Source organism: Paludisphaera soli (assembly GCF_011064595.1).
Lineage (GTDB): Bacteria > Planctomycetota > Planctomycetia > Isosphaerales > Isosphaeraceae > Paludisphaera > Paludisphaera soli.
Map to the genome: position 1 here is coordinate 653,754 of NZ_JAALJI010000001.1, position 23,548 is coordinate 677,301.

The 23,548-nt window shown below is 69.4% G+C and carries 15 protein-coding genes; 3 read left to right on the forward strand and 12 right to left on the reverse strand.

Annotated features, from left to right (window positions below; translation table 11 throughout):
* Positions 1–45: 45 nt before the first annotated feature.
* Both G6O68_RS02390 and G6O68_RS02395 read right to left on the reverse strand, forming a co-directional pair.
* Positions 46–1,917 (reverse strand): ArnT family glycosyltransferase, encoded by a 1,872-nt coding sequence (locus G6O68_RS02390; protein WP_165244367.1) that lies wholly within the window; start codon positions 1,915–1,917, stop codon positions 46–48.
* The gene (locus tag G6O68_RS02395) at positions 1,917–3,614 is read right to left on the reverse strand and encodes a M28 family metallopeptidase (protein WP_165244369.1); all 1,698 of its coding nucleotides are present in this window, start codon (positions 3,612–3,614) and stop codon (positions 1,917–1,919) included. Before G6O68_RS02395 ends, G6O68_RS02390 begins: the two co-directional genes overlap by 1 nt.
* A 1,111-nt stretch (positions 3,615–4,725) precedes the next feature.
* Here G6O68_RS02395 and G6O68_RS02400 point away from each other — a divergent pair.
* Entirely contained in the window at positions 4,726–5,022 is a 297-nt protein-coding gene (locus G6O68_RS02400; RefSeq protein WP_165244371.1) for a hypothetical protein, read from the forward strand.
* Positions 5,023–5,058: 36 nt separating this feature from the next.
* On the opposite strand, the gene G6O68_RS33150 is transcribed toward G6O68_RS02400, so the two are convergent.
* The 6 genes from G6O68_RS33150 to G6O68_RS02425 form a co-directional block, all read right to left on the reverse strand.
* Positions 5,059–5,184: an MFS transporter small subunit gene (locus G6O68_RS33150; RefSeq protein ID WP_261345582.1), complete on the reverse strand. Its 126-nt coding sequence runs from the start codon at positions 5,182–5,184 to the stop codon at positions 5,059–5,061.
* A gap of 33 nt (positions 5,185–5,217) precedes the next feature.
* Positions 5,218–6,627, reverse strand: a complete 1,410-nt coding sequence (locus G6O68_RS02405; RefSeq protein WP_165244373.1) for an L-lactate MFS transporter — start codon at positions 6,625–6,627, stop codon at positions 5,218–5,220.
* Between the two features lie 165 nt (positions 6,628–6,792).
* Positions 6,793–7,434 (reverse strand): CHRD domain-containing protein, encoded by a 642-nt coding sequence (locus G6O68_RS02410; protein WP_165244375.1) that lies wholly within the window; start codon positions 7,432–7,434, stop codon positions 6,793–6,795.
* A 233-nt stretch (positions 7,435–7,667) separates the two neighbouring features.
* Positions 7,668–8,696: a nuclease-related domain-containing protein gene (locus G6O68_RS02415; protein ID WP_165244377.1), complete on the reverse strand. Its 1,029-nt coding sequence runs from the start codon at positions 8,694–8,696 to the stop codon at positions 7,668–7,670.
* A gap of 67 nt (positions 8,697–8,763) precedes the next feature.
* Positions 8,764–10,968 (reverse strand): KUP/HAK/KT family potassium transporter, encoded by a 2,205-nt coding sequence (locus G6O68_RS02420; RefSeq protein WP_240910977.1) that lies wholly within the window; start codon positions 10,966–10,968, stop codon positions 8,764–8,766.
* Between the two features lie 220 nt (positions 10,969–11,188).
* A complete protein-coding gene (locus G6O68_RS02425) occupies positions 11,189–12,193 on the reverse strand; it encodes a heme-binding protein (RefSeq protein ID WP_165244379.1) in 1,005 nt (334 codons plus the stop codon).
* Between the two features lie 346 nt (positions 12,194–12,539).
* Here G6O68_RS02425 and G6O68_RS33155 point away from each other — a divergent pair, with 346 nt between their 5' ends.
* Entirely contained in the window at positions 12,540–14,714 is a 2,175-nt protein-coding gene (locus G6O68_RS33155; RefSeq protein WP_261345583.1) for a beta-galactosidase trimerization domain-containing protein, read from the forward strand.
* 592 nt (positions 14,715–15,306) lie between these two features.
* On the forward strand, positions 15,307–17,262 hold the full coding sequence (locus G6O68_RS02445; protein WP_165244381.1) for a prolyl oligopeptidase family serine peptidase: 1,956 nt from the start codon (positions 15,307–15,309) through the stop codon (positions 17,260–17,262).
* A 22-nt stretch (positions 17,263–17,284) separates the two neighbouring features.
* On the opposite strand, the gene G6O68_RS02450 is transcribed toward G6O68_RS02445, so the two are convergent.
* The 4 genes from G6O68_RS02450 to G6O68_RS02465 all read right to left on the reverse strand — a co-directional run bounded on the left by G6O68_RS02450 (position 17,285) and on the right by G6O68_RS02465 (position 23,252).
* Positions 17,285–17,587, reverse strand: coding sequence for a hypothetical protein (locus G6O68_RS02450; protein ID WP_165244383.1), 303 nt, complete (start codon positions 17,585–17,587; stop codon positions 17,285–17,287).
* A gap of 24 nt (positions 17,588–17,611) precedes the next feature.
* Positions 17,612–19,417 carry an ATP-binding protein gene (locus G6O68_RS02455; protein WP_165244385.1) on the reverse strand — a complete coding sequence of 602 codons (1,806 nt, stop codon included), beginning with the start codon at positions 19,415–19,417 and terminating at the stop codon, positions 17,612–17,614.
* 54 nt (positions 19,418–19,471) lie between these two features.
* Entirely contained in the window at positions 19,472–20,239 is a 768-nt protein-coding gene (locus G6O68_RS02460; protein WP_165244387.1) for a PspA/IM30 family protein, read from the reverse strand.
* A 94-nt stretch (positions 20,240–20,333) separates the two neighbouring features.
* A complete protein-coding gene (locus G6O68_RS02465; protein WP_165244389.1) occupies positions 20,334–23,252 on the reverse strand; it encodes a TPM domain-containing protein in 2,919 nt (972 codons plus the stop codon).
* Between the last annotated feature and the right edge of the window lie 296 nt (positions 23,253–23,548).

Sequence of the window (23,548 nt, forward strand, 5' to 3'; positions counted from 1 at the left end):
GCGGCTCCAGGGGTAGAGACCTATCGTCCATCGACGACGATTCGCCTATCGAATTCGATAAAGCCGGACCGGGTACATCGACCCTCGCGACGACCGGAATAACTCCTTCGCCGGGGTCACACCGAGCGACGTCCGCACCTGATCGAGGTAGGGGCCCCAGGTCTCGGGGTCGACGTGCTCGGGGGGCTCGAACGAACCCCAGAGGATGTGCGTGACGCCGTACTGGCGAGCCACTTCCTCGATTCGCACCGCGCTGTAGTTGCGGGGCATGAGGACGGTCGGCCGGTCGGCCGCGACTCGCATCTCCCAGGGAAACCAGGTCATGACTCGGGCCTCGGGCGGGACGGCTTCGGGATGCTCCTTGATCCAGTCGCCGGCCTCCCTTAAGGCGGGCCAGTGGAGCTGATAAGGCTTGGAGAACCACGAGGCGTCGTAGGCCCAGGTCGGGTCGGCCCAGAGGAGCGCGACGTAGGTCGCGCCCAGCCAGGCGAAGGCGCGACGATCGACCTTGAGCTGCTCGACCCAGCGGACGACTCCCGCCGCGGCCGTCGGGATCATCACCAGGTAGACCGGCAGGTAGTACCGGGCGAGCTGCGCGACCTGCGTGACGTCGGCGATGCTCTTGACCGTCGCCGCGACGAACACGGCGAAGATCGTCGCCGACAGCCAGTCCACGTCGCGACCCGGTTCTTCGCGTCCCGCCTTCCGGAGACGGTACAGGTACGACGCCGCGAACGGCAGCCCGACGATCATCGTCGAGTAGAAGCCGATGATGATCAGCGACTTCACTTTCACCCGGACGATCTCGGGGGCGTTGGCCCAGGTGTAGAACTGCGAGGGCTTCGTGTTCCCCTGCTCGTAGTGGTGCACGGTCCACGAGAAGTTGTACTCGAACAAGTTCGTATACGAGTAGAAGGGCCGCCCGTACTCGTTCAGAGTCGCCAGCGCCCACGGCGCGATCATCAGCGCGATCAGGCCCGCCCAGAGCAGGATCAAGAGCGGCCGGCGTCGCATCCGGAGGAGCGCGTGCAGCCCCGAAGCGGCGACGAGCGCCAGCCCCGTGTTTCGCGCCAGGATCGCCAGCCCGCCGCAGACGCCCGCCGCGAGCGTCCAGGCCAGGGCCGTGCGCCCTCGCGACGCGTTCCAGGCCTCGACGATCGTCCAGACGGCCAGGATCGCCGTCAGGGCGACGAGGCTCTCGCGCAGCACGAAGCCCGCGTAGATCGCGTGGACGGGGAGCACGGCGAGGATCGCCAGCGAGACGAGCGCGACCCTCGGCCCGAACCGGCGCCGGGCCAGGCCGTAGAGCGCGGGGAGGGCCAGCAAGTTGATGACGAAGCTCGTCCCCTTCCCCACGGCCACGGTCGCCTCGAACGACTCGCCGGGGACCACGCCGACCAGCCTGTAGACCGCCGCGCGGACGTAGGCGTCGAGCGGGGTGGCCCAGTCGTCGAGCACCCCCTGGTTGGCGCGGATGCGCGGGTAGTCGTTGAAGAAGCTCTCGACGTAGTGCTTGACCGGCCCCTCGCCTCGATAGACCGAGGTCGCGACCTCCAGGTAGTGGCTGCTGTCGCCCGGGACGAGCGGCACGTTCCCCCCGCAGATCCAGGCCCCGGCGCGGATCGCGTAGGCGACGAGGAAGATCGCCGTCGCGAGCCTCGCCTCGCGACCGAGCCGGGGTGAAGCGATCAGCGCGACGGCCGCCAGCGTCGCGCCGATCGCCAGGTGCCAGCGCACCAGGACGAGCTGCGACGGCCGGCGGACGCGCGCCAGCATCGGCACCTCGTAGAACTGGTGGGCGACGAAGTCGAACGCGGGCGTGATCCAGCCGAACGCGTGATCGGCCCAGGCGCCGACGAGGATCAGGGCCAGGGCACCGCACCCCGCGGCGACCCGGCGGGTGTTGGAACCGTCCATCAGGGCTTGGTCGCCTTGAGCATGGCCTCGCGACGGGCCCGGAACTCGCTGTCGGCCCGCCACTCGGGCCAGCGATCGCCGTCGCCGACGCGGACGCCGACCTCGAAGATCAGCCGAGCGTCCTGCACCGCGCCCGAGAGGTCCCAGTCGGGTTTGACCTGGTCGCTGGGCTTGTGATAGTCCTTCTCGGTGTACTCGTCCTGCTTCTGCTTGCCGTATTCCGGCGGCTTGCCGATGAACTCGCGACCCCCTTCGGGATCGAGCGCCGGGACCCCCTTCTTGGCGAACTCGAAGTGGTCGGATCGGTAGTACGCCCCCTTCTCCGGCTCGGCGTCGGGCTTCACCACGCGGCCCTGCCCCTTGGCGGCCTCGATCAGCCGGTCATCCAGGTCGGACTGGCCCATGCCGATGCTGATGACGTCCGACGTCGGGCCCCAGGCGTTGATGCCGTCGATGTTGATGTTCGCCAGGGTCTTCTCCAGCGGGTAGAGCGGGTGGCTGGCGTAGTACTTGGAGCCCAGCAGGCCCTTCTCCTCGGCGGTGACGAACAGAAAGAGGGCGGACCGCCTCGTCGGCGGCCGGAGCTTGGTGTAGGCCCGGGCGATCTCCAGCACGGTGGCCACGCCCGAGGCGTTGTCGATCGCGCCGTTGTAGATCTGGTCCCCTTCCGCCTTGGCGTCGCGGCCGAGGTGATCCCAATGCGCGGTGTAGACGACCATCTCGTCCTTGACGAACGGATCGGCCCCGTCGACCCGGGCGACGAGGTTGCGAGAGCGGACCTTGCGGAGGTCGGTCTTGATGGCGAACTCGGCCTTGGCGTTGAGCGGGACGGGCTGGAAGTCGCGGGCTAGGGCCGCCTTCTTGAGCGCCGCGAGGTCCTGGCCGCAGGCCTGCATCAGCTTGCCGGCGGTGTCGACGTCGATCCAGCCCTCAACGGCCGGGCGTGGCGGGACGCCTTCCTGCTCGGGCTCGTCGATCCCGAAGTTCTCGCGGCTCCAGCTCCCCTGGACGACGGCGAACGGGTAGCCGGCCGGGCCTTCCTCGTGGATCAGGATGGCGGCGGCGGCCCCCTTCTCGGCGGCGATCTCGTACTTGTAGGTCCAGCGCCCGTAGTAGGTCATCGCCTTCCCCTTGAACATCGCCGGGTCGAGCCCGTTCGGGTCCTTGGGGTCGGGGATTGCCGGGTCGTTGACGAGCATGATGAGGGTCTTGCCCCGGACGTCGACCCCCTTGAAGTCGTCCCAGCCGTACTCCGGCGCGACGACCCCGTAGCCGACGAACACGGCGTCCGAGTTCTCCACCTTGACCTCGGGCGCCAGCCGCCGCGAGACCGCGACGAACGTCCTGGGGAACTCCAACGCCAGCTCCCCGTTCGGAGCCTGGAAGGCCCCCTTGACCTCGGTCGCCTGGAAGCCGACCAGCGGGACGGCCTGCTCATATGTGCCGTCGGGATTCCCCGGCTTGAGCCCCATCGCCTTGAACTGGTCGATGAGATAAGCCGCGGTCTTCTCCTCGCCCGGCGTGCCGGGGCCGCGGCCCTCGAACTCGTCGGACGCAAGCACCTGGATCTGCTTCAGCAGGCCATCCGCCTGGATCGCCTCCAACCCCGGCTTCAGCCGATCGTCGGCCGCCCCGGAGACAGTGACCGAAACGGCGAACGCCGCCGTCGCGAGCGATCCCCCGACGTGATATCTCATCCGCTGACCCCCTCGCCCAAACCCGTTTCGTCCCGTTCATCGCCGCGGCGCAGGTGTTCCATCATACGCCGCAGAAGCTTCGGCTGCGACCGTCTCTCAGCCGGCGGCCACTCGACCCGGATCCCCCATTCTCGACAGGTCGTTCGCCGCCCGAAACGCGATCCCGCCCGCTTGAAGCGTCCGTCCGCTGGGACCTCGGTCGACATGCCGCGCCGGGCGTCGGAGTATCTTGGAGAAACGCGAGATGTGACATGGGGGATCTTGCAGGACATCGGCCAGCCTTCGCAACGCTTCTCGTCGCGGAATCCTGAGGCCCCTGCAGCCCGGTTCGGATCTCGATTCGCGAGACGGTTCCCAGGCGCAAGCAGCTCATCTCGTGTCGAAGTTTGGAAACATTCCGATCGCGACCCTTACCCGACAATTCGAATGGCTCGATACTGCGTCCTGCAGCGTGCTGGACCGCAGGAAAAAGGGGCGGTTTCACACCATGAAAGATCCCGAGTGCGAACTAAGGCCAAGGACCTCGCGTTCCGTGACGGCGGTTGAAGCCGATTCCTGGGCACAGGACTGAGCATTTCGTGTCCTATCGGACCTGCCCGACCTGCCGACGCGCTCACGAGGGGCCGAGCTCCAGATCGTTCCGTTCGACTCCCGGCCCCGCGGCCCCCTGCGCGTCCTTGCGGGGGCTTTGCGGCTCTATCGCGAAGGCTTCCGGAGCGATGCGATCTTCTTCAACCAGTCCACGGGGCTGTTGTTCTTGCTTTGCGCGCTACGGACGCTCGCCCCGTCCGGCCGGGCTCGGCTCGTGGCGTTCGACATAGGCCGGGGCTTTCGCTCAGGTCTCGGGCCGTCGCCGCGGTCAAGCGGCGTCTGCTGCGGCAGGTGGGACTGTTCATCCTCCATCTCAAGGAACCGGGAGCCCTGGAAGTCCACTACGGGATCGCTCGATCGAAATCGGTCTTCGTCCCCTTCAAGGTCAACGGCGTGGAACGCGGACTCCCGCTCGATGCGGCCGACGGCGGCTACATCCTGGCGCCCGGAAGGTCGTGGCGGGATTACCCCACCTTCTGTCGGGCGATGGCGAGGCTAACCCTTCCCCGCCAAGATCCTGATGCCCGACGCGACGGACGCGTCGGGCCACGGAACGCTCCTGTTCGCCGGACAGTCCGCGCCGCCCAGCGTGGAGCTGGTCCGCGACGACGGGTCGAGCGAATCCTGGAACCGATTCCACTCCGGCCCACGGCTGGTCGTCCTGCCGATCAGCGCCGACGCGATCTCGGCGGCCGGCAACGGCCCCAAGCTGGCCCTGGTGAATATCGACGAGGCGACGCCAGAAAGCTTGAGCGTCAAGTTGCGAGGCTTGCTCGCGGAGGCGGAGCTTGGGAGGGTCGCCTTGGGCACCGTCTAGCAGGGAAGCGGCGGGGCCGCCGCGATCCTGGGTCGCTCACCCCCGGAACAGCGGCAGCGACTTCATCACGCTCTGCACCACGCCCCAGCCCAGAGGGACCAGGACGACGAGCCACGAGAGGGCGACGCGGAGCGGCGAGGACGGCTTCGGGGTCGGTTCCATGGTTCGTTCCCGAGTCGAGGATGGGGCGGTCGATCAGGACGTGGGGTTCGTCGCGTCGTGGTGGAATCGCTCGTCGACCGGCCGGATGAGGAGGTTGCAGGCCAGGCCGACGAGGAGCAGGCCGGACATCAGGTACATGGTGGCGTTGTACGCCTCGGCCCTCGGGACGCCGCGCTCGATGCGGTACGTCGAGATGTAGTTGACGAGCTGCGGGCCGACCACCGCCGCCATCGACCAGGCCGTGATCAACCGGCCGTGGATGGCGCCCAGGTGCATCGAGCCGAACAGGTCGCGGAGGTATGCGGGGGTCGTGGCGAACCCGCCGCCGTACATCGAGATGATCAGGGCCGTCGCCATGACGAACAGGGCCACGCTCTGCTGGCGCTGGATCGTCGGCAAGAGGGCGTAGAGCACGGCCCCGAGCAGGAAGAAGACGACGTAGACGCCCTTCCGGCCCAGGTAGTCCGAGGCCGACGACCAGAGGAACCTTCCCCCCATGTTCGACAGGCTGAGCAGGCCCGCGAACCCGCCCCCCACCGCCGCCGAGACGCCGAACATGTCCTGGCAGATCAGCGAGGCCTGGCCCAGGATCCCGATCCCCGCCGTGACGTTCAGGCAGAGCACCATCCAGAGCAGCCAGAACTGGGGCGTCCGCCAGGCGTGGTCCAGCGACACGTCGGCGTGAGTGACCAGCCGCTTCGGCCTCGCGGTCGGGACGTAACCTTCCGGCCGCCACCCCGGCGCCGGGACCCGGATCGTGAACGCCCCGAACAGCATGAAGGCCAGGTAGGCGAGGGCCATCACCAGGAAGGTTTCCATCACGCCCGTCGAGGAGGCCGATTTGAACCGGCTCATCAGCTCCACGCCGAGCGGGGCCCCGACGAGCGCGCCGCCGCCGAAGCCCATGATCGCCAGGCCGGTCGCCATGCCGGGCCGGTCGGGGAACCACTTCACCAGCGTGGAGACGGGTGCGATGTAGCCGAGCCCCAGCCCCACCCCGCCGACGATCCCGTATCCCACGTAGAGCAGCGGCAGGCTGTGCAGCTTCACCGCCAGTCCGGAGATCGCCAGGCCCCCGCAGAAGCACACCGCGCTCGCGACGATCGTCCGCCTCGGCCCCGCCCGCTCCACCCATCGGCCCAGGACCGCCGCCGACAGCCCCAGCATGATCAGGGCGATCGAGTAGCACCAACCGACCTGGGGGATCGTCCAATCCCGCCCCTCGACGGACGACTCGATCCCGATTAGACGGGTCAGCGGCACGTTGAAGACGCTGAACCCGTAGACCTCGCCGATGCACAGGTGGACGGCCATCGCGGCCGGCGGGATCAGCCAGCGATTGAAGCCCGGCGGGGCGATCGTGCGTTCGCGGTCGAGGATCGAAGGCTTGCGGCGGGCCGGGGCGTCGGCGGGCTTCCCGCCGGCGGATTCATCGAGAGGCATGAGGCTGCTTCCTGGGACCCGGAATCGCCCGAATCGGTCGCGAGGGACCACGGACGGGGACCCAAAGGATAATCCGAAGGCCGCGGCGAGTTCAATGCGCAGGCGAGAGCCCCGCCGGTCGGTTGACGGGCGAGGCTCCGTGAGAGTTCCCCGGGCGTGGCGCCGTCAGGAGGCGCTTCGACGGCGGACGGCGAGGCCGCCGAGGCCCGCGAGCCCGATGCCCATCAAGGCCAGGCTCGTGGGCTCCGGAACCGCCAGGATCTGGCCCCGGATCTCACCGCCCGGGAACTGGACCGTGTGGAAGTTGAGGTACGAGAGCCCGTCCAGGATCGCGGGCAGATTGGAAGTCAGCGTCGTGCCCGCGTTCCCTTCGGGCAGGTTCCAGACGCTGGTGAAGGTCCCGCCGACCCCGGAGACGAACGGGCTGACCACCAGGTCGTCCGGGTTGACGTCGTTGTCGGGCGCGCCGAAGAATCCCCAGCGGACCGGCGCGTTGGAGCCGGGCCCAGCCCCGACGTGGATGTGGGCGGCGAGGAGGTTGTCGTTCGAGTCGGCGGTCTGCGACCCGGTGACGTCGATATTGAAGATCGTCACGCTGAGCGACAGCTCCGTCCGGGCGTCGTTCAGGACGAGCGTGGCCGTGCCGTAGGAGAGCGGCCTCGGATCGCCGGTGGACGTCACGAGCGTCCCCTGGGTCGTCTCCTGGTCGTGGGTGAGGGTCGCGGTGAAGATCATGGCCGCCCGCCCGGGCGATCCGGCGGCCAGAAGGAGTAGAGGCGCGAAGAGGGCGATGCGGAGCGGCGTCATGGCCGACCGTCCCTTCAAAATTTCAAGGCCTGCCGATTCGAATGATGTGACGACGTGCGGCAGGCTACCGCGCACAGATGTTCGGCGGCAACGTGTTCCCGACGCCCGGCGTCGTTTTCCGTACCGGAGCGATCGATCCGACGAATGGGTCCGGCTGGACTGGGAGGAAAAAGAAACGCCCATCCCTCCCAGAACCCAGCGGGCTCTCGCCCGCTGAGGCCGCCGACGCCGCGTCAGCCGAGGACGATCCGGTCGATCTCGATCAGGGGGAGACTGCTGGGCTGGGGGTCGCCCACGGCGTGGAAGAGGACCGTGTCGGCCGGGTCGAGAGCCAGTCCGCGACGCCCGGGCAGGTCGACTTTCCCGAGCTTCCCCAGCCCTGTGAGCGCCTTGAAGAGGCCGAGCCACCGGTTGCGCGTCCAGCGGACCCGGATCGTCGTCCGACGGCCGAGGTCGTCGCCGCGGTATTCCTCGCCCCCCACGCGGAGGGCGAGCAGGTCGCCGTTGAGGACCTTCGTCCCCAGGAAGCCGAGCGAGTCCCAGGTGGCCAGCTCGTCCACCGCCTCGGTGATCGCGCGGACCTTCTCGGGCGGCAGCCGTCCCAGTCGCCCCTCGATGAACGCCCCGGAGCCTTCGGCGCCCAGGCACCATTCGGCCACGGACGCCAGCACGGCCTGGCCGAAGGTCGAGCGCTTCTGGGCCTTCAGGTAGGATTGGAGCCGGGCGTACTCCAGCACGTCGGGATTCTCGCGGATCGCCGGGGTCGCGATGGTCAGCCTCGGGTTCATGAAGACGACCTTGTTCGCCAGGTAGGTCCCGGCCTGGCGGGGGTCGAGACCGGCGCCCTTTGCGTTCAGGTAGTCGACGAGGGCGAGGTTCTTGTCGCGGTTGTCGGCGACGAGGTCGGGGTGCTCGATGCGCCGGCCGCTCCGGTTCGTCTGCACCCATCGGTCGCCTTCGCGGGCGAGCGTACCGGACCAGTTCTTGACCTCGATGACGTGGATCCGCGTCGGCGTGACGACGATCAGGTCGATCTCGCGGCGGCGACGCCCGGCCGGCACCCGCTTGTTCGGGTACAGGTCCGCGTCCTTGAAGTGGAAATGGGACCCCACCAGCGCGTCGAGGAAGCGCTCCGCCTGGCGCCCCCCGACGTCCTCGGGGTCCTCATTACGCGGCCGGGCCTTGCCCAGCTTCCGCCACGCTTGCAGCCGGCTCCAGAGCGAATTCGACATCGATCCTCCCACCTCGCCCGTTTCGTTCATCCCGCGCTCGTCCGCAGGAGGGGGAGCGAATGCGGTGCCGTCCGGCCGCCGCCGTCTCGCGGCCCGTTCAGGGCATGGAGACGATCGGCGAGGGCTCGGGCTCGTTGATCTCCAGCTCGGGGAGGGTGACCTTGACCCCTTCCCTGCTGAAGACGACCGGGATGATCTCCTTGGAGACCCCGGCGTCGTAGCCCAGCCCGAGGAACTTGTGGGCCGGCGTGGACAGGCGGAGGATGAACCGGAAGAAGTGGATCCGGAGCATCCGGAACAGGGGCAGGTCGTCGCCCGTGATGATCTCCTCCTCGCCGGACTCGATGATCCAGCGATCGGAGGGGATGTTGATCTCGCCCCGGACCTGCAGCTCGCGGAGCGCGCCGCGGATGTCGGGCTGCTCCATGTAGCCGTAGGTCGCGGAGATGGAGACGATGTTCCGGCCCAGGTCGTACACCTGGAACCGGTTGGCGCCCTTCTCGCCCTCGGCCACGGTCAGTTGCTTGACGTGGAAGAGCGTGATGTGGGCGGGGAGCACGCCGTACTTCTTGAGGAAGACGCGGAGCGAGACCGGCACGTACTCGTTCAGGTCGTGGATCGGCCGCGAGCAGAGGAAGACGAACGCGCGATCGGTCTCCACCAGCCGCCGGCGGCCCTGCACGAGGGTCCTCGCCAGCGGCAGGTTCTCCTGGATCGAGAGCTGGATCTCGTCGACCTTCTCGCGGAGGGCGACGAGCCAGCCCATCTTCTTGCCCCCCTGCACGCCGAAGGCGTAGAACGCCCGCGCCAGCTCGCCCCGGCCCCACTGCCAGGTCAGCATGACCGCGACGAGCGCGGCGGCGATGGCGACCGGGTAGTAGCCGCCGTGGGTGAACTTCATCAGGTTGCTGACGAAGAACAGCAGGTCCACCGCTAGGATCGGCGCACAGATCGCCGTCGCCTTGGCGACGCTCCATCCCCATCGGTAGTGGGCGACGTAGCCGAAGGTGAGCGTGGTGATCCCCATCGTCCCGGTGACCGCGATGCCGTAGGCCGCCGCCAGGTTCCCCGACGTCCGGAAGATCAGCGTGATCGCGACGCAGCCGACGAACATCGCCCAGTTGATCGCCGGGATGTACACCTGACCTTCCGCCTCGCGGCTCGTGAAGAAGACGGCGAACCGGGGGCAGAACCCCATCGCGATCGCCTGCTTCACGATCGAGAACATCCCCGTGATCAGGGCCTGCGAGGCGATGAACGCTGCGATGGCCGAGATCACCATGTCCACGCCCAGGATGAGGGCGTCCATGTCGCCGTCGCCGGTCTTCGGGGTCAGGGCGTAGAAGGTGTTCGCACGCGGCGGCACCCCCCTGGACAGCAGATAGCCCGCCTGCCCCGCGTAGTTGAGGATCAGGCAGGGGAAGACGAGGACCAGCCACGAGTACATGACGGGGCGTCGGCCGGAGTCGCGCGGGTCGACGCTCTGACCCTCGCCGACCTGGCTCTCCCCCCGCCTGGCGAAGTGGCCGATGTCCGCGTACTTGGCCTCGCCCCCCGTGATCGCCAGCACCACCACGCCGAGGATGACCAGGAACCCGACGCCCGGGAAGTCGGCCAGGAATCGGATCGCGTACAACGGGTTGAACGCGAGGAAGACCTCGGGCCGCTCCAGGATCCAGGGCGCCCCCTTCACGGCGATCCAGGGGAACCAGACGAGCACCATGAACCAGCCGAAAAGGCCCCCGACCTGGCTGGTCCCGCGCCATTGCGGCTTGAACAGGACGAAAAGGCTGACGATCGTCGCGGCGACCGCCAGGCTCTCGCCGAGCGGCTCGTAGGCGCCCAGCATGCTGATCGGCGGGGTGATCACGCCGTCGGCCGCCAGCAGTCCGGCGGCCGCGACGACGAGGTAGCCGATGAAGCCGAGGCCCACGACCTTCGCGGCGGCTCCCTTGAGCAGGCCCCAGAGGGCGAAGGTCCCCCCCTCGCCGTGGTTGTCGGCCTTCATGATGATCAGGTCGTACTTGATCGTCAGGAAGATGAGCGCCCAGAAGACCAGGCTGAGCCCGCCCAGGACCTCGCCCGCCGAGACGAGGTCGCCCCCGGGTTCGAGCAGCTTCGTCAGCTCCTCGCCGTGCGCGTGGTGCTTCAGCGAGACCGTCTCGCGGGTGATCTCCATCAGGGTGTAGAGGACGGACGTGCCGATGTCCCCGTAGACCGTGCCCGTCGCCTCGCGCATCCGGGTGAAGAAGCCCGCCCCCGAGTGCGAATGGCCGGACCCGTCCTGTTCAGCCGAAACCACGACCCGTCCTCCGCTCGCGTCTCCGATCCGACCGGCCGCCTCGCCTCCCGCCCAGATCAGGGAGGAGTCCGAGGCTCGGGGCGGATCGACCAGCCTTCCCCTCGCCGCCCGGCTTCGATCCCGGACGACGAGGTCCAAGGCACCAAGGATGCGGAGACCGTCGCCTCCCGGTCAAGAGGCGATCGCCGGCCGACCCGCCCTCAAGACGTGCGTCGACGGGTCACTTCGCCTCCGACGCGGGGCGGACGGGGATCTGCACCTCGTAAAGTTGACGAGCGTTCGGCGTCATGGGGCCGTGGTAGCCCAGGAGCCTCGGGGGACCCGCCTCGACCCACTCGGCCTTGTGCTCGCCCAGCCAGGCGCGGAGGCTGGCGATCCCCTCGCGGAACCGGGCGTCGTTCGTCCGACCCTGGAGGCCCAGGCTGACCACGGTCGTCTCGGGCCGATCCTCCACCTCCACCGGGCCCAGGCCCTTGCCGGCCTCGCCCTGCGTCGGGCTGCGGTAGAGGAATTCCATCGCGGCCTCGCCCTTCGCGCCCCTGCCGTCGGCGTCGGCCCCGGCCGCCTCGGGGTCGTAGGTCATGACCACCGGCGCGGTCATGGCGATCTTCCGCTGGGTGATGTGGAAGAACAGGGGCATGAACAGCCGATCCATCCCCTCCTTCGACCGGTTCACGGCGCTCCGGTAGGCCGGATACCGCTTGACCTCGATCGCCCCGGGTTTGGTCGCGTCGGGCCAGCCTTCGGGGAGCGGGGCGTCGGCGTCCTTCGGCTCGAGGGCCTTCGGCTCCTCGGCCTTCGGCTTGCGCTTCAGGACGGTGAGGAATTGCTCGAATCCCACCTGCTCGAACTTGGCGGGACGATCGCCCTGGGGCCGGAAACAGAACACCAGCGTGTCGTCGCCCTCGAACTTGTAGATGCCCGGCGAGGTCTTCCCCTTGGCGTCTTCCGGACCCTCGACGATCTTGAAGTCCAGGGTCTTCTCGGGTTTGGCGGCGGGGTCGAGGGCGATCTCCATGGTGTACGACCGGGACGGGGCCTCGATCTTGAGCGTCTTGCCTTCGAAGGAGTAGGTCGTCTCCACCCCTTCGGGCGAGGTGCGCGTCCAGGTCCCTTGCAGGGCCTTCAGGTCGCGATCGGTCTCGTCGTCGGCCGCGAGGGTCGCGGTCGGGGCCGACGCGAGGGCCAGGGCGAGGACCACGATTCGGGCGCGGTCGATCTTCATCGGCGTCTCCTGGTGGCCGATCGGACCCGAGGATCATTTCCACGAGCGGGTCCGCTTCGGCCCTGGAGACGGCCGCGAACCGACGCCCGCCGCGACCCTCGGTTTCGAGCCCGGCGACGGCCCTGCTCGGGCCTCCGGACCGTCCGACCTCGCTCCCATCGTAGGTCGCCCCCCGCCGCGGTCAAGGGGCCCGCCGGGGTCGGGGACATCTCCGTATTTCCTCATCGGCGGGACGTTCACGAGCCGCCTCCCGATCCCGCCGCGGCTCGGGCCGCTTGATTTCGACGGCCCGTCGGGCTGTAATCGCGCCGTCCGCTCCCGCAGCCCCCAACCCAGGGATCTCCCGATGCGAACCCGCGACCTTCGGACGGCGGCCCTCGCCTTCTTCGTCTCCACCGGCGCGGCGGCGATCGGCGGCGAGCCCTCGCCCTGGTATCGGCGGACGCTCCTCGGGATCGAGGTGGGACCCACCGGCTCGCAGTTCGGCTCGGACCCGTCCGACGTGGGCTACGCGGCGCGGTTCAACGGCCGCGAGGTCGTCCGCCGCTGCGTGGAGGCGGACGCCGAATACGTGGTCATCTGGGCGCGCGACGGCGAGTACGCCTACTACGACTCCAAGGTGGTCGCCAAGTGCCCCGGCCTCGACAACCGCGACGTGCTCCGCGAGACCGTCGACGAGGCGGCTCGCCACGGCCTGCCCGTGATCGCCTACTGCGTCGTCCAGCAGGGTGGACGTTACCTGGCCGAGCATCCCGAGTTCGCGATGCGCGCCGCCGACGGCGCCGCGATCCCCGGCCGCTTCTGCCTCAACTCGGGCTACCTGGAGACGCTCAAGGCCCTGACCGGCGAGATGCTCGCCTACGGGATCGACGGCTTCCACGTCGACATGCTCGACCAGGGCTTCGGCACCCCCTACGGCTGCTGGTGCGACGCCTGCCGCAAGCTCTTCGAAGCCGAGTACGGCTCCGCCCCCCCCTCCGGCCCGACCTGGGACGAGTCCTGGGATCGCATGCTCGCCTTTCGATACGAGACCAGCCGGCGGTTTGAACGCGAACTCTACCGCCACGTCAAGGACCTCAAGCCCGAGGCGACGGTGGACTTCAACTACCACGGCAACCCGCCCTTCTCCTTCGAAGTCGGCCAGCGTCCGGTGCAGCACGGCGGCAACGGCGACTTCCTGACCGGGGAGACCGGCGTCTGGGGGTTCAGCACGCTGGGCGTGGGCCTCAACGCCGAGTTCTACCGCGCCGCGACGCCGGGTCGGCCTTTCCAGGTCGCCATCCAGCGCGGGGTGAGGATGTACCACGACCAGACGACCCGGCCGCTGAACGACATCCGCTGGGAGCTTTCCACGCTCCTGGCCCACGGCGCGTTCGTGACGATGGTGGACAAGACGGGCTACGACGGCGCGCTCGACCCGGTCGCTTACCGCCGCATCGGCGAGGCCTTCCGCGAGGCCCGGGCCGGCCAGGCCGACCTGGCGGGCACGCCGGTGCGGGACGTCGGGATCTACTTCTCCTCGCGCACCCGCGACTGGTACGGGCGCGAGAAGCCGGCCCGCGCCTTCCGCGCGTTCCAGGGCGCGCATCGGGCGCTGGTACTGGAGCACATCCCCTGGGGCGTCGCCCTCGACGAGAACGCGACGGCCGAGTCGCTGGCGGCTTTCCCCGTGGTGATCCTCCCCAACGTCGCGGTCCTGTCGGACGAGGAGGTCGCGCGGTTCCGGGCCTACGTCGAGGCCGGCGGTCGGCTGATCGTCACCGGATGGACCGGGGTCCTGGGCTGGCGCGGGGAGCCTCGCGAGGATTCGTCGATGGAAGGCCTGATCGGCGGCCGGCTCGTCCGCCGGCTCGACGAGGAAGACGTCCACATGCGGTTCCCCGGCGACGCGACCCCGCCGATGATCGACGGCCTCGAACCGGACTGGCCGTTCCTCGTCGAGGGGCCGGCCGTCGTCTACGAGGCCACGACGGCGGTGCCCGTCGGCAGGCTCCACGCGCCGCACCGAACGGTCCGCCAGAAGCAGGGGAAGGAAGGGACCTTGTGGCCGATGAGCGCGGGGGAGGCCGTGGGCCCGGCCGTCCTGATCCACGACGTGGGACGAGGACGGGTGTTGACCTTCGCGGGCTCGCCCGACGCCGCCACGGCAGGCGAACACCCGATCGTCGAGGCGCGGAAGCTGCTGGCCAACGCCGTCCGGCTGCTCCATCCGAGCCCGCGCGTCCGCGTGTCGGCGCCGACCTTCGTGGAATTGGTCGTCACCGACGAGCCAAGCTCCCGGACCCTCCGCGTCCACCTCATCGCCGGCGCGCCGTCGCCGACGACCACGCCCCCCGCGAACCGGCCCTTCGTCATCCCCGGCCTCATCGAGGACGCCCCGACGTACCGCGCCCGGATCGTCCTGGACGCCCCGCCCCGGCTGGCTCGGGCGGGCAAGCCCGCCTCGATCGTGACCCTCGACGCCGCCGGCGTGTCGGCCGTCGTGGACGACATCCACGACGTGATCGTGATCGAGTATTGATCGTCGCGACGGATCGGAGCGCCGGGCGCGTCAAGCCTCCCCATCTCGCGATCCCGGTCCATGGTAAAGGCTGGGGCATCGTGCGCCACGGCCCGGAGAAAACCGCCGCATCCCTCACCGATCCGACGCGGCGATATGTGGCTTTTTCGCCGAACGAACCCAATCTCCGGGTGCATCATCACACCCGCAAGCACCAACCACAAAACACCTTACAATTGCAAGAAGCCAAATCGGCATCGAACGAACGAACCCAATCGAAGCCAGTTCGGAGGGCCTTCGCTAGATCGCAGGCGCCGGGCGTTCGACGGGCCGTCGGGTTAGAATCCTCCTTCGCTCGGCCGGAAACCGCATACAAAAAAGCGACACTCCTCACCCGACTCCACCGAAACCAGAACTTCGAGAGGGCCGAACCGGGGTCCCCGGGTTCTGCGAATCCGTGGATCGGCGTCGGGCCGCTCCCGCGCCGTCGCCGAGATCCCCGGGCGGTCCATGCGGTCTCCGAACCCGTGGCCCCCGAAGATCTTCCCTCGCATCTGGGTGGAGTTGCGTGAGGAGCGTCAAAAGGTCCTATCCAGCGAGGCGGAAGATCGTGATGAGACGGACAGCGATCGTGGCGGGTTGGGCGTGGGCCCTGGTCGTGGCCGGGACAGCCTGGGGTTGGCAGGCGACGAAGGAGCCCGGGCCGATCCGGCCGACGGAGGCCGAGCGTGAGGCGATCGCGGCCAGGACCGCCGAGCTGGGGGAAGCGCTGGGCTCTCTGGCGGACCGCAACGCCGACATGGTGGCCGACGTCGAAATCGCGCGGAAGGCGGCCGAGTGGGCCCTGCGCCACGACGAGTTCTTCGACCTCCGCGACCCGGCCCGGACGCTGAAGATGCTGGACAAGGGGCTGGAACGGGCGAAGTCCCTCTCCGAGGGCCGGGCTCCCTGGGCCGAGGCGGCGGGCGGCGTGGTCCGAGGCTATCGCTCACGACTCGACGGTTCCGTCCAGCCTTATGCGGTCCTCGTGCCTCCGGCCGCGGCGGGCGCGGGCCCGCATCGGCTCGACGTGGTCCTGCACGGCCGCGACGGTCGGATCAGCGAAGTCCGATTCTTCGACGCCCACGACGGCAAGCCCGCGCCGGAGGGGCAGACCGGCCTCGTGCTCCACGTCTACGGGCGAGGCAACAACGCCTATCGCTGGGCCGGCGAGGCGGACGTCTTCGAGGCCGTCGAGGCCGTCCGGCGGAACTACCGGGTCGACGAACGCCGCGTCGTGTTACGAGGCTTCTCCATGGGGGGCGCGGGTGCCTGGCACCTGGGCTTGCACCACCCGAGTCGGTGGTCGTCCGTCGAGGCCGGCGCGGGGTTCACCGAGACGATCCGCTACGCCAAGCTGCGGGATCCTTCCGAGACCACCCGCAAGCTCCTGCGGATCTATGACGCGGTCGATTACGCCCGCAACGCCTTCAACGTCCCCATCGCCGGCTACGGCGGCGAGAAGGACTCGCAGGCCCAGGCCTCGCTGAACATCCTGGGGGCGCTGCAGGCCCAGGGCGTCGTCATGAAGACCGAGGGACTGGTGACGACCGCCGAGGGCCTCGACTTCCGCCGGATCGTCGGCAAGGACATGGGCCACGCGATCGACAAGGCGAGCGCGAGCCTGCTGAGGGCCTTCCACGACGAGCGGGCCGCGAAGGGGACCGACCCGCTCCCCTCGCGCATCAGGTTCGTCACCTACACCCTGAAATACCCCGAGTCCGGCTGGCTCAAGATCCAGCGCCTCGGCGAGCACTACGCCCGGACCACGCTCGACGCCGACCTGGCGGGCGACGTGGCGGACGTCGCGACGAGCAATGTCGCCGTCCTGACCGTGTCCCGAAGCGCGGCGGCGAAGGTCCACCTCGACGGCCGCGAGTTCCCACTCCGGGATTCGCCCGGCGAGGCCCCCGAGGTCGCCTTCCGGAAAGGGGGCCAAGGCTGGGAGAGGCTCGACGCCGGCCAGGCCCGCGCGATCGAGGCGAACGCGGATCGCGCGAAGCACCCGGGCGTCCAGGGGCCGATCGACGACGCCTTCACCGGCCCGTTCCTGTGCGTCCGGGGGAGCGGAACGCCGAACGACCCGCGCGTCCAGAAGTGGGCGGAGGCCCGGCTTGGGCGGTTCGCCGAGGAATGGGAGCGCTGGATGCGAGGGCGGCTGATCGTGAAGGACGACGTCGAGGTCACCGAGCGGGACATCGAGACCCACAACCTGATCCTGTTCGGCGACCCCGGCTCGAACGCCTGGATCCGGAAGCTGGCGCCCGCGATCGGCGTCTCGTGGACCGCCTCGGAATTGATACTCCGAGGTGCCACCTATCCCGCGGGCCACGCCCCCGCCCTGATCCAGGCCAACCCCCGCAACCCGCTGCGATACGTCGTCTTCAACTCGGGCCACACGTTCGGGGAGAAGGAGTATCGCGGGACGAACGCCCTGCTCTACCCCCACCTCGCCGATTTCGCCGTGTTCCGCATCGACCCCGATGAGGAGGTCGTCGCGGATGGGTTCTTCGACGAGTCGTGGGAGTGAGCATCGGGGCGAACGGTCGGCGTCATCCCCGGAACTTGGTCTTCGGGGCGGCGTCGAGCAGGCTGTGGAAGGTGTGCATGATGTTGTAGGCGGACAGCTCGCAGAGCAGCCGGGTCACGTCTTCGTGGAGGTCCGGGTCGAGCTGGGGCTCGATCTTCTTCATCAGCTCGACAACCCGGGCCTCCTGGGACTGAAGTTCGTGCTTCTCGACCTTGCCGTCGGCCATGGCGTCCATGAAACCGCCCAGCTGGGCGGCGTACTCGTGGACCATCGTGGAGTCGCCCTCGTCGTCGAGCCAGGGCGTGCGGGTCTTGGATTTGGACATCGAGTCTCGCTCCGTTCCGTTCTGTTATTCCTCGATGACGCGCCGGATGGCGGCCATGCGTTCCTGGAGTTCGGCCCGCGCGTCGGGCTTTTCCAACCGCTTCCTCCACGCCTCGGGGAGGAATGATTTGGAAGTGCATTCGAGCACGGCGGCCAGCTCCTGCTTCTCCTTCTCCAGCCCCTGGGCGGAGGGGACGAAGTCGTCGAGCGCCCGCTTCAGGTCCTCGGCCGTCGCCTGCTCGCGATCCTGGGTGAGGGCGAATCGCTTGGCCGAGAGGACGATGCCCTCGATGTCGGCCCCGCTGTAGCCGCGCTTGGACAAGCCCTCGGGCAGGAGCGAGGGCTCCATCCGGAACTTGTTCTTGCGGGCCATGGCGAGGAACATCTCGCGGACCTCGTCGTCGTCGGGCGGGTTGAACAGCGGGAGGTGGACCTCCGCCCTCCCCTGTCGTTTGAGGTCGATGGGGAGCAGGTCGGGGCGGCTCGTGAGGAGCATCCAGATGAGCTTGCCGCGATAGCGGGTGTCCCCCATCTGGCTGGCGATCATCGAGAAGACCCGGCTCGACGTGCCCGAATCGCCGCCACCCTCGCGGTTGCCGAGCGCCGCGTCGGCCTCATCGATCACCACCACGACCGGGCCCATCGCGCGGAGCACCGAGAGGAGCTGTTCCAGGTTCCCCTCGGTCTCGCCGACGTATTTGGAGCGGAAGTTCCGGAGCTTGACGCACGGGACGCCGACCGAGCCGGCGAAGCACTCGGCCAGGTAGGTCTTGCCGGTCCCCACCGGCCCGCAGATCAGGTAGCCCATCGGCGCGGCGTCGAGGCGGCCCTTGGCCAGCAGCTTGGCGTCCTCGATGAGCCGCTCCTTGACGCCGTCGTTGCCGACGAAGTCGTCCATCGTGTGCGGCGGCTCGACGAACTCCACCAGCCCGCGAGCCTGGCGTTCGATGAGCCCCTTCTTGAGCTTCTTGAGGCTGTCGGCGTCGAGCTTCGCGTGGGCCCTCTCGGCGAGGACCAGCAGGCGTTCCAGGCTGACGAGGTTGAGGCCGCTGGTGAGGTCGGCTAACTGCTCCGGGCTGAAGTCGGTGAGGTTCCCGAGCTTGCCGTCGCGGCCGTCGAACCACTCGGCGAACGCCCGCCGCTGCGGGGCGTCGGGCATCGGGACGTTCAGGGCGGCGACGTGCGGGCTGCCCACCAGCCGCTCGTTCACCTCGGCGAGCTGGTCCGACATCAGGCAGAAGGCCATGTTGTTGCGCTTGATGTACGGGTTCTGGGCCCACGAGAGGAGCCGGACCAGCCGCGAGCCCAGCGGCCCCGAGAGCTGCGCCAGCTCGCTCGACGGAGCGAGGTACTGGGCGTGGTCGAACACCACGGCTAGGCTCAGCCGCTTGGCCGGGTCGTCCTGCATCAGGTTCGATTGGATGAGCCGGTCCAGAAGGTCGAGGATCGCGTCCGGGTCGCGGGGCCAAGTCTTGGGCTCGCCGATCCGCTCGGAGAGGCGGCCGATCATCTTCCGCAGGCGCTCGCCGTCGGCCCCGGCGAAGACCCGGAGGCCGTGGCTGAGGTCGTGCCGGAGGACGACGTCCCAGTTCCCGAAGAGCTGGGACGTGAGGAAGTCGGCGACGCTCCCGTACGTCGTCGGGGCGTCGCCGGACTGGGGGACGAGGTCGTGGACGTTGCCGTGGAGCACGAACAGGCAGCTCGCCCCGGCATAGAACTGCTCGGCCAGCTCCCGCGCCCAGTTGGGGAACCACGCGGGGACCACGGCCGCCTTCTCCGGATTCAGCAGGGCCGGCGCGACGGTCTCGACGGCCGAGGGATCGGTGCTCACGGGTTCGTGCCTCGATGGGGGAGGAATTTCGGGGCCGGGCCGGGTCCGATCGGCTCAGGGAAGCTCGGGGAGCGGCTCGAGCTGCTTGGTCCGGGCCGCGGGGCCCAGCTGCTTGTCGGCCGGGCCGGCGCCCACGGTCTCGGGGGTCGCCAGGCCGTTCTCCTTCTCGAAATCGCGAAGCGCGTCCTCGGCGAGGTTCTTCTCGATCGCCATCTCGTGCTTGATGTCCTCGACCCCTTCGCCCGACAGGTCGGCCGCCACGCGGACCCGGCCCCGATTGCGGTCGATCTGGTCCTGGATGATCTGCTCGGCCTGGCCGAAATCGGTGGTGACGTTGAAGTTGAACTGGGTGGCGATCTGCGACAGCTCGGCCTCGGCCCGGCTCATCTTGAGGTCGGCGTCGTACTTGGTGATCTTGTGCTTGACCGACTCCAGCTTCTCGACGGCGTGCTTGATCTTCAGCAAATTGTTCTGATACGCCTGCTCATGGAGGCCGAGCTGCTTCTCGTTCTCGGACATGTCCTCCTTGGCGCGGCGGAGGTCCAGGGCGAACTTGGCGGCCCCCTCGCGGTCGCCGGCGTTGAGGAACGCCTTGACCTTGGCCTCCAGGGTGGCGACCACCTTGGAGTGGTTGTCGACCTGGCGCTGCACCCGCTCGACCAGGGCGCGATACTGGGCCAGGCCCTCCCGACCCTCCTTGAGCTGCTCCACCGAACGGTCGTATTCCAGCTGCATCTCGGCGATCGGGTCGTAGCCCCGGACCGCGTTGGCGAGCTTGTTGAACTGGGCGGCGATGGCGTTCCAGAGCTTTCCGAGGATCATGGCGTCACCCGTGCTTCGTCGTGGAGTGAAGGGAAACCCGTCCGTCCCGTATCGTCTTCGATGGTCGATCCCGAATGTTGGGCCGGTCTGTTGTTCACCAGGTGGACTCGCTGGCCTCGGCCGACCAGGAGCCGGCGGAAGCCTCCGGACTGGGCGGGGGGGAATCGCCCTCGCGTCCGTCCGCGAGGTTGCGGGACGGCTCGACGGCCTCCTCGGCGGAGGCGAAGCCGCCGAGGGAGGCCCCCGCCGCACCTATCGCAGCTCCCATGCCAAAGTTCCGCATCGCGACCGCCCGCCGCCGCTGCTCGGCCTCGACCTGCATCTGGCGGACGTAGGACTGCTGGACGGCCGCCTGGTGGGCCTGCCGCACCTGCTGGAGCGAGGCCCCGGCGGCGCGGATCGCCTGCTCGTAGTCCTGCGCGTGGTAGAGCGACTGGGCCTGGTCCAGCAGCCCCTCGGCCGGCCTGGTGTCGAGCCCCACCCCCATCGAGAGGAACGTCCGCCCCTCGCGGAGCGCCCGCGCGGCCTCGGCGATCTCGGACTCCGCCCGGCGCGCGAGCCGGAGGTCCTCCTGCGCGAGCCGCTCGGAGTAATCCAGGTCGCGACGGGCGCCCCGGACCTGGTCGAGCAGCTTGGGCCACTCGTTCCCCACGCGGGTGCTGTCGCTGCCCACCAGGTTGAGGATCTCCTCGGCGCGTCGGAAATGCTGGTTGGCCGCCGGCCGGTCCTCGCCGTGCCCGGCGAGGAAGGCCTCCACGCGGGCGGCGTGCTCGCGGGCCTCGTCGTATTCCTTGGTCAGGACCTGGTAGACGTCCAGGTCCGACTGGGCCTGGGAGCGGGCGATGCCGAACTCCTCGCGGGCCTGGGCCAGCGCCTTGCGCGCGGCGGGCCAGTCGGGGAGGGAAGTCGAGGTCGCCCGGAGGGCCGTGGCACCGGCGTCGACGGCAGCCGCCAGGCTCGCCCGGGCCTGCGGGCCGACGACGTGGTCGTACTGCTTGAAGAAGCGGCGGACCTCGCGGTCCCGGGCGGCCACCTCCTCCGCCAGGCCCTTCGCCTCTTCTCGGACCCCCTTGAGCCCGACGAGCTGTTCGCCGACGGCGTTCATCAGCTGGAAGGCCGCCTTCTGCTCCTGGTTGAGTCGGCCGAGCAGGCGGGCGGCGAGCAGATACTTCTGCGCCTTCGAATCGGCGGCCTGTTCGACCTCGTCGGCCTTGCCGTCGAACGTCTCCAGCAGGGCCTTCGCCTGGGTCAGGTGCCCCTCGACGGCCCGCCACGAGGCCGGGGCGAACTCGCGCCGCAGCTCCTGCTCGAAGGCGGCGTATTGCGTCATGGCCTCGCGCAGCCGTTTCGTCTCGCGACGGGATTCGGGCAGGCCCCGCTCGACGCCCGCCCGGGCGCGGAGCACCGCGTCGAGCACGCCCCGGGCCTGATCGAGCCGCTCCCGGGCGGCTTTCAGCTCGGCCGCCGCCAGCTCCGGGTCGCCGGCCTGCAGGGCCGCTCGCAGCCGATCCAGGGCTAGGTCGGCCTGGGCCTCGGTCGGGTCGGGGTCGCCCCCTTCCTCGGCCAGCGTCAGTCCGCCCCGGCGATGCTCGGCGATCTCGGCCCGGAGCTTCTCAAGGCCCTGCTCGACCTCCCGGCCGTCGGCCAGCCGCGCGGCCACGTCCGACGCCCGCCGGCCCAGCGCCTCGGCGTCGGCCCGGGCCTGGTCCAGGACGGCCTTCGAGCCGATGGGGTCGGGGACGATCAGGGCTTCGGCCCGACCCGACTGGGCGGCGAGGCGGTCGATCTCGGGTTGGTAGGGGACGATCGGCAGGCCGGCGGACCGCACGGCCTCCACGGCCTCGCTCGCGCGGGCACGGCCCTCCGAAAGCGCCCGCGCGGCCGCCCGGGCCTCCTCGTGCGAGGCGTTGAGCCGGTCCATGACGACGGCGCACGCCTGCGCGCCCTGCTCGACCTCGTCGAAGACCTTCGCGTCCGAGACCAACTTGTCGGCCTCGGCCACCGCGGAGGACCCGCGAGCGGCCTGCTTCTCCGCCTTGTCGACGACGTCCATGACCTCCAGCCAGCGGTCCCAGAGCCGTCGCAGGTCTTCCTGGACCTTCTCGTAGAGGCTGAGCGTGTCCCCGGTCATCGGCTCGGTGAAGTCCGGGTCCTCCACGGGGAGCGACCCGATCCGGGCCTTCAGCCCATCGAGCCGATCCATCATCGCGACGGCCTTCCCCTTGTAATCCTTGAGCTTCGAGCGGAACGCCCCCCGGGCCCGACGCCTCCCCGCCCAGACCAGGCCCGCCGCGATCAGCGCGATGGCGACGAACGACCCGACGACGGCCCAGGCCGCATCCCGACCCGACGTCGAGGGCGAAGGCAAGGGAGCCTCGACCGCCCTGCTCGCGGTCGTCGAGGTTGGAGCCGCGACCTCGCTCGGGGCCGCCGGGACGAGCGCGACGGGGGCCTGCTCGGCGGTCCGCGCCGCGACGAACTCGTCGATGCCGGTCAGGAGCGCGACCAGCGCCTCCGGATACTCCCCCTGCCGGGCGAGCGGGATGAACTTCGGCCTGACGATCTCGGCGTCGATCGCCGCCCCCGTCAGCCCGTACCGCCCGGCGAGCGTCGCGCCGGGCAGGGTGACCACCTGGCGATTGTCCAGCGCCGTCACCACGATCGTCGCCCGCTCGGGGTCGAGGGACAGGTCCTGGCCCTTCGCCTCGGCGCGCCAGGCGTCGCGGAGCCGCTCGGCGTAGTCGAGCGTCGCGTGCTCCCCGTCGCCGGCGGACTTCACCACGGCGACGTAATAAGTCCGATCCGACCGCGCTTCGAGGGCCTGGATCGCCTTCGCCACCGGCTCGTAACGGTCGGGGACGCCGGCGACGTAGAGCCGCTCGCCCGTGAACCGGGGCAAGGGCGTCGGCTCGGCGGCGAGGCCGAAGGTCGCGACGAGGACCATCGGCCCGAAAAGGACCGGCGAGAGACGAGGCGTCCGGCGCGTCGTCGGAGCGTTCGAGCCCATGAGCATCGGCCCACCTGACCTAACCTGACCTGACGAAAGGGCCCGGAGCGGGCGCGAGTCGGTCCTCGGGCCCGGTTCCGAGATGAGGACCCAGCCAGAGTATCCCCGCCGCATGCGTTCTTCAACCTGGCAGGTGTCCCCGATTCGATCCCGAAACGTCTCGCGGAGCCGACGCCGAAGTGCATGAAATCACCACGCGGCCGTCGAGGCCCCTTCTCCGAGTTGTTTCGGATCACCGTCCCTTGAAGTCGGCGGGGGGCGGGCCATTGATTGGTATGCATCCATGCGACCCCGGGGTCGCG

Coding starts and splice junctions, on each gene's coding strand:
- G6O68_RS02405 (WP_165244373.1), bottom strand. CDS start 6,627: ATGCCTCTCGATGAATCCGCCGGCGGGAAGCCCGCCGACGCCCCGGCC.
- G6O68_RS02425 (WP_165244379.1), bottom strand. CDS start 12,193: ATGAAGATCGACCGCGCCCGAATCGTGGTCCTCGCCCTGGCCCTCGCG.
- G6O68_RS02390 (WP_165244367.1), bottom strand. CDS start 1,917: ATGGACGGTTCCAACACCCGCCGGGTCGCCGCGGGGTGCGGTGCCCTG.
- G6O68_RS02410 (WP_165244375.1), bottom strand. CDS start 7,434: ATGACGCCGCTCCGCATCGCCCTCTTCGCGCCTCTACTCCTTCTGGCC.
- G6O68_RS33150 (WP_261345582.1), bottom strand. CDS start 5,184: ATGGAACCGACCCCGAAGCCGTCCTCGCCGCTCCGCGTCGCCCTCTCG.
- G6O68_RS02450 (WP_165244383.1), bottom strand. CDS start 17,587: ATGTCCAAATCCAAGACCCGCACGCCCTGGCTCGACGACGAGGGCGAC.
- G6O68_RS02415 (WP_165244377.1), bottom strand. CDS start 8,696: ATGAACGAAACGGGCGAGGTGGGAGGATCGATGTCGAATTCGCTCTGG.
- G6O68_RS02460 (WP_165244387.1), bottom strand. CDS start 20,239: ATGATCCTCGGAAAGCTCTGGAACGCCATCGCCGCCCAGTTCAACAAG.
- G6O68_RS02445 (WP_165244381.1), top strand. CDS start 15,307: ATGAGACGGACAGCGATCGTGGCGGGTTGGGCGTGGGCCCTGGTCGTG.
- G6O68_RS33155 (WP_261345583.1), top strand. CDS start 12,540: ATGCGAACCCGCGACCTTCGGACGGCGGCCCTCGCCTTCTTCGTCTCC.
- G6O68_RS02395 (WP_165244369.1), bottom strand. CDS start 3,614: ATGAGATATCACGTCGGGGGATCGCTCGCGACGGCGGCGTTCGCCGTT.
- G6O68_RS02400 (WP_165244371.1), top strand. CDS start 4,726: ATGCCCGACGCGACGGACGCGTCGGGCCACGGAACGCTCCTGTTCGCC.
- G6O68_RS02465 (WP_165244389.1), bottom strand. CDS start 23,252: ATGCTCATGGGCTCGAACGCTCCGACGACGCGCCGGACGCCTCGTCTC.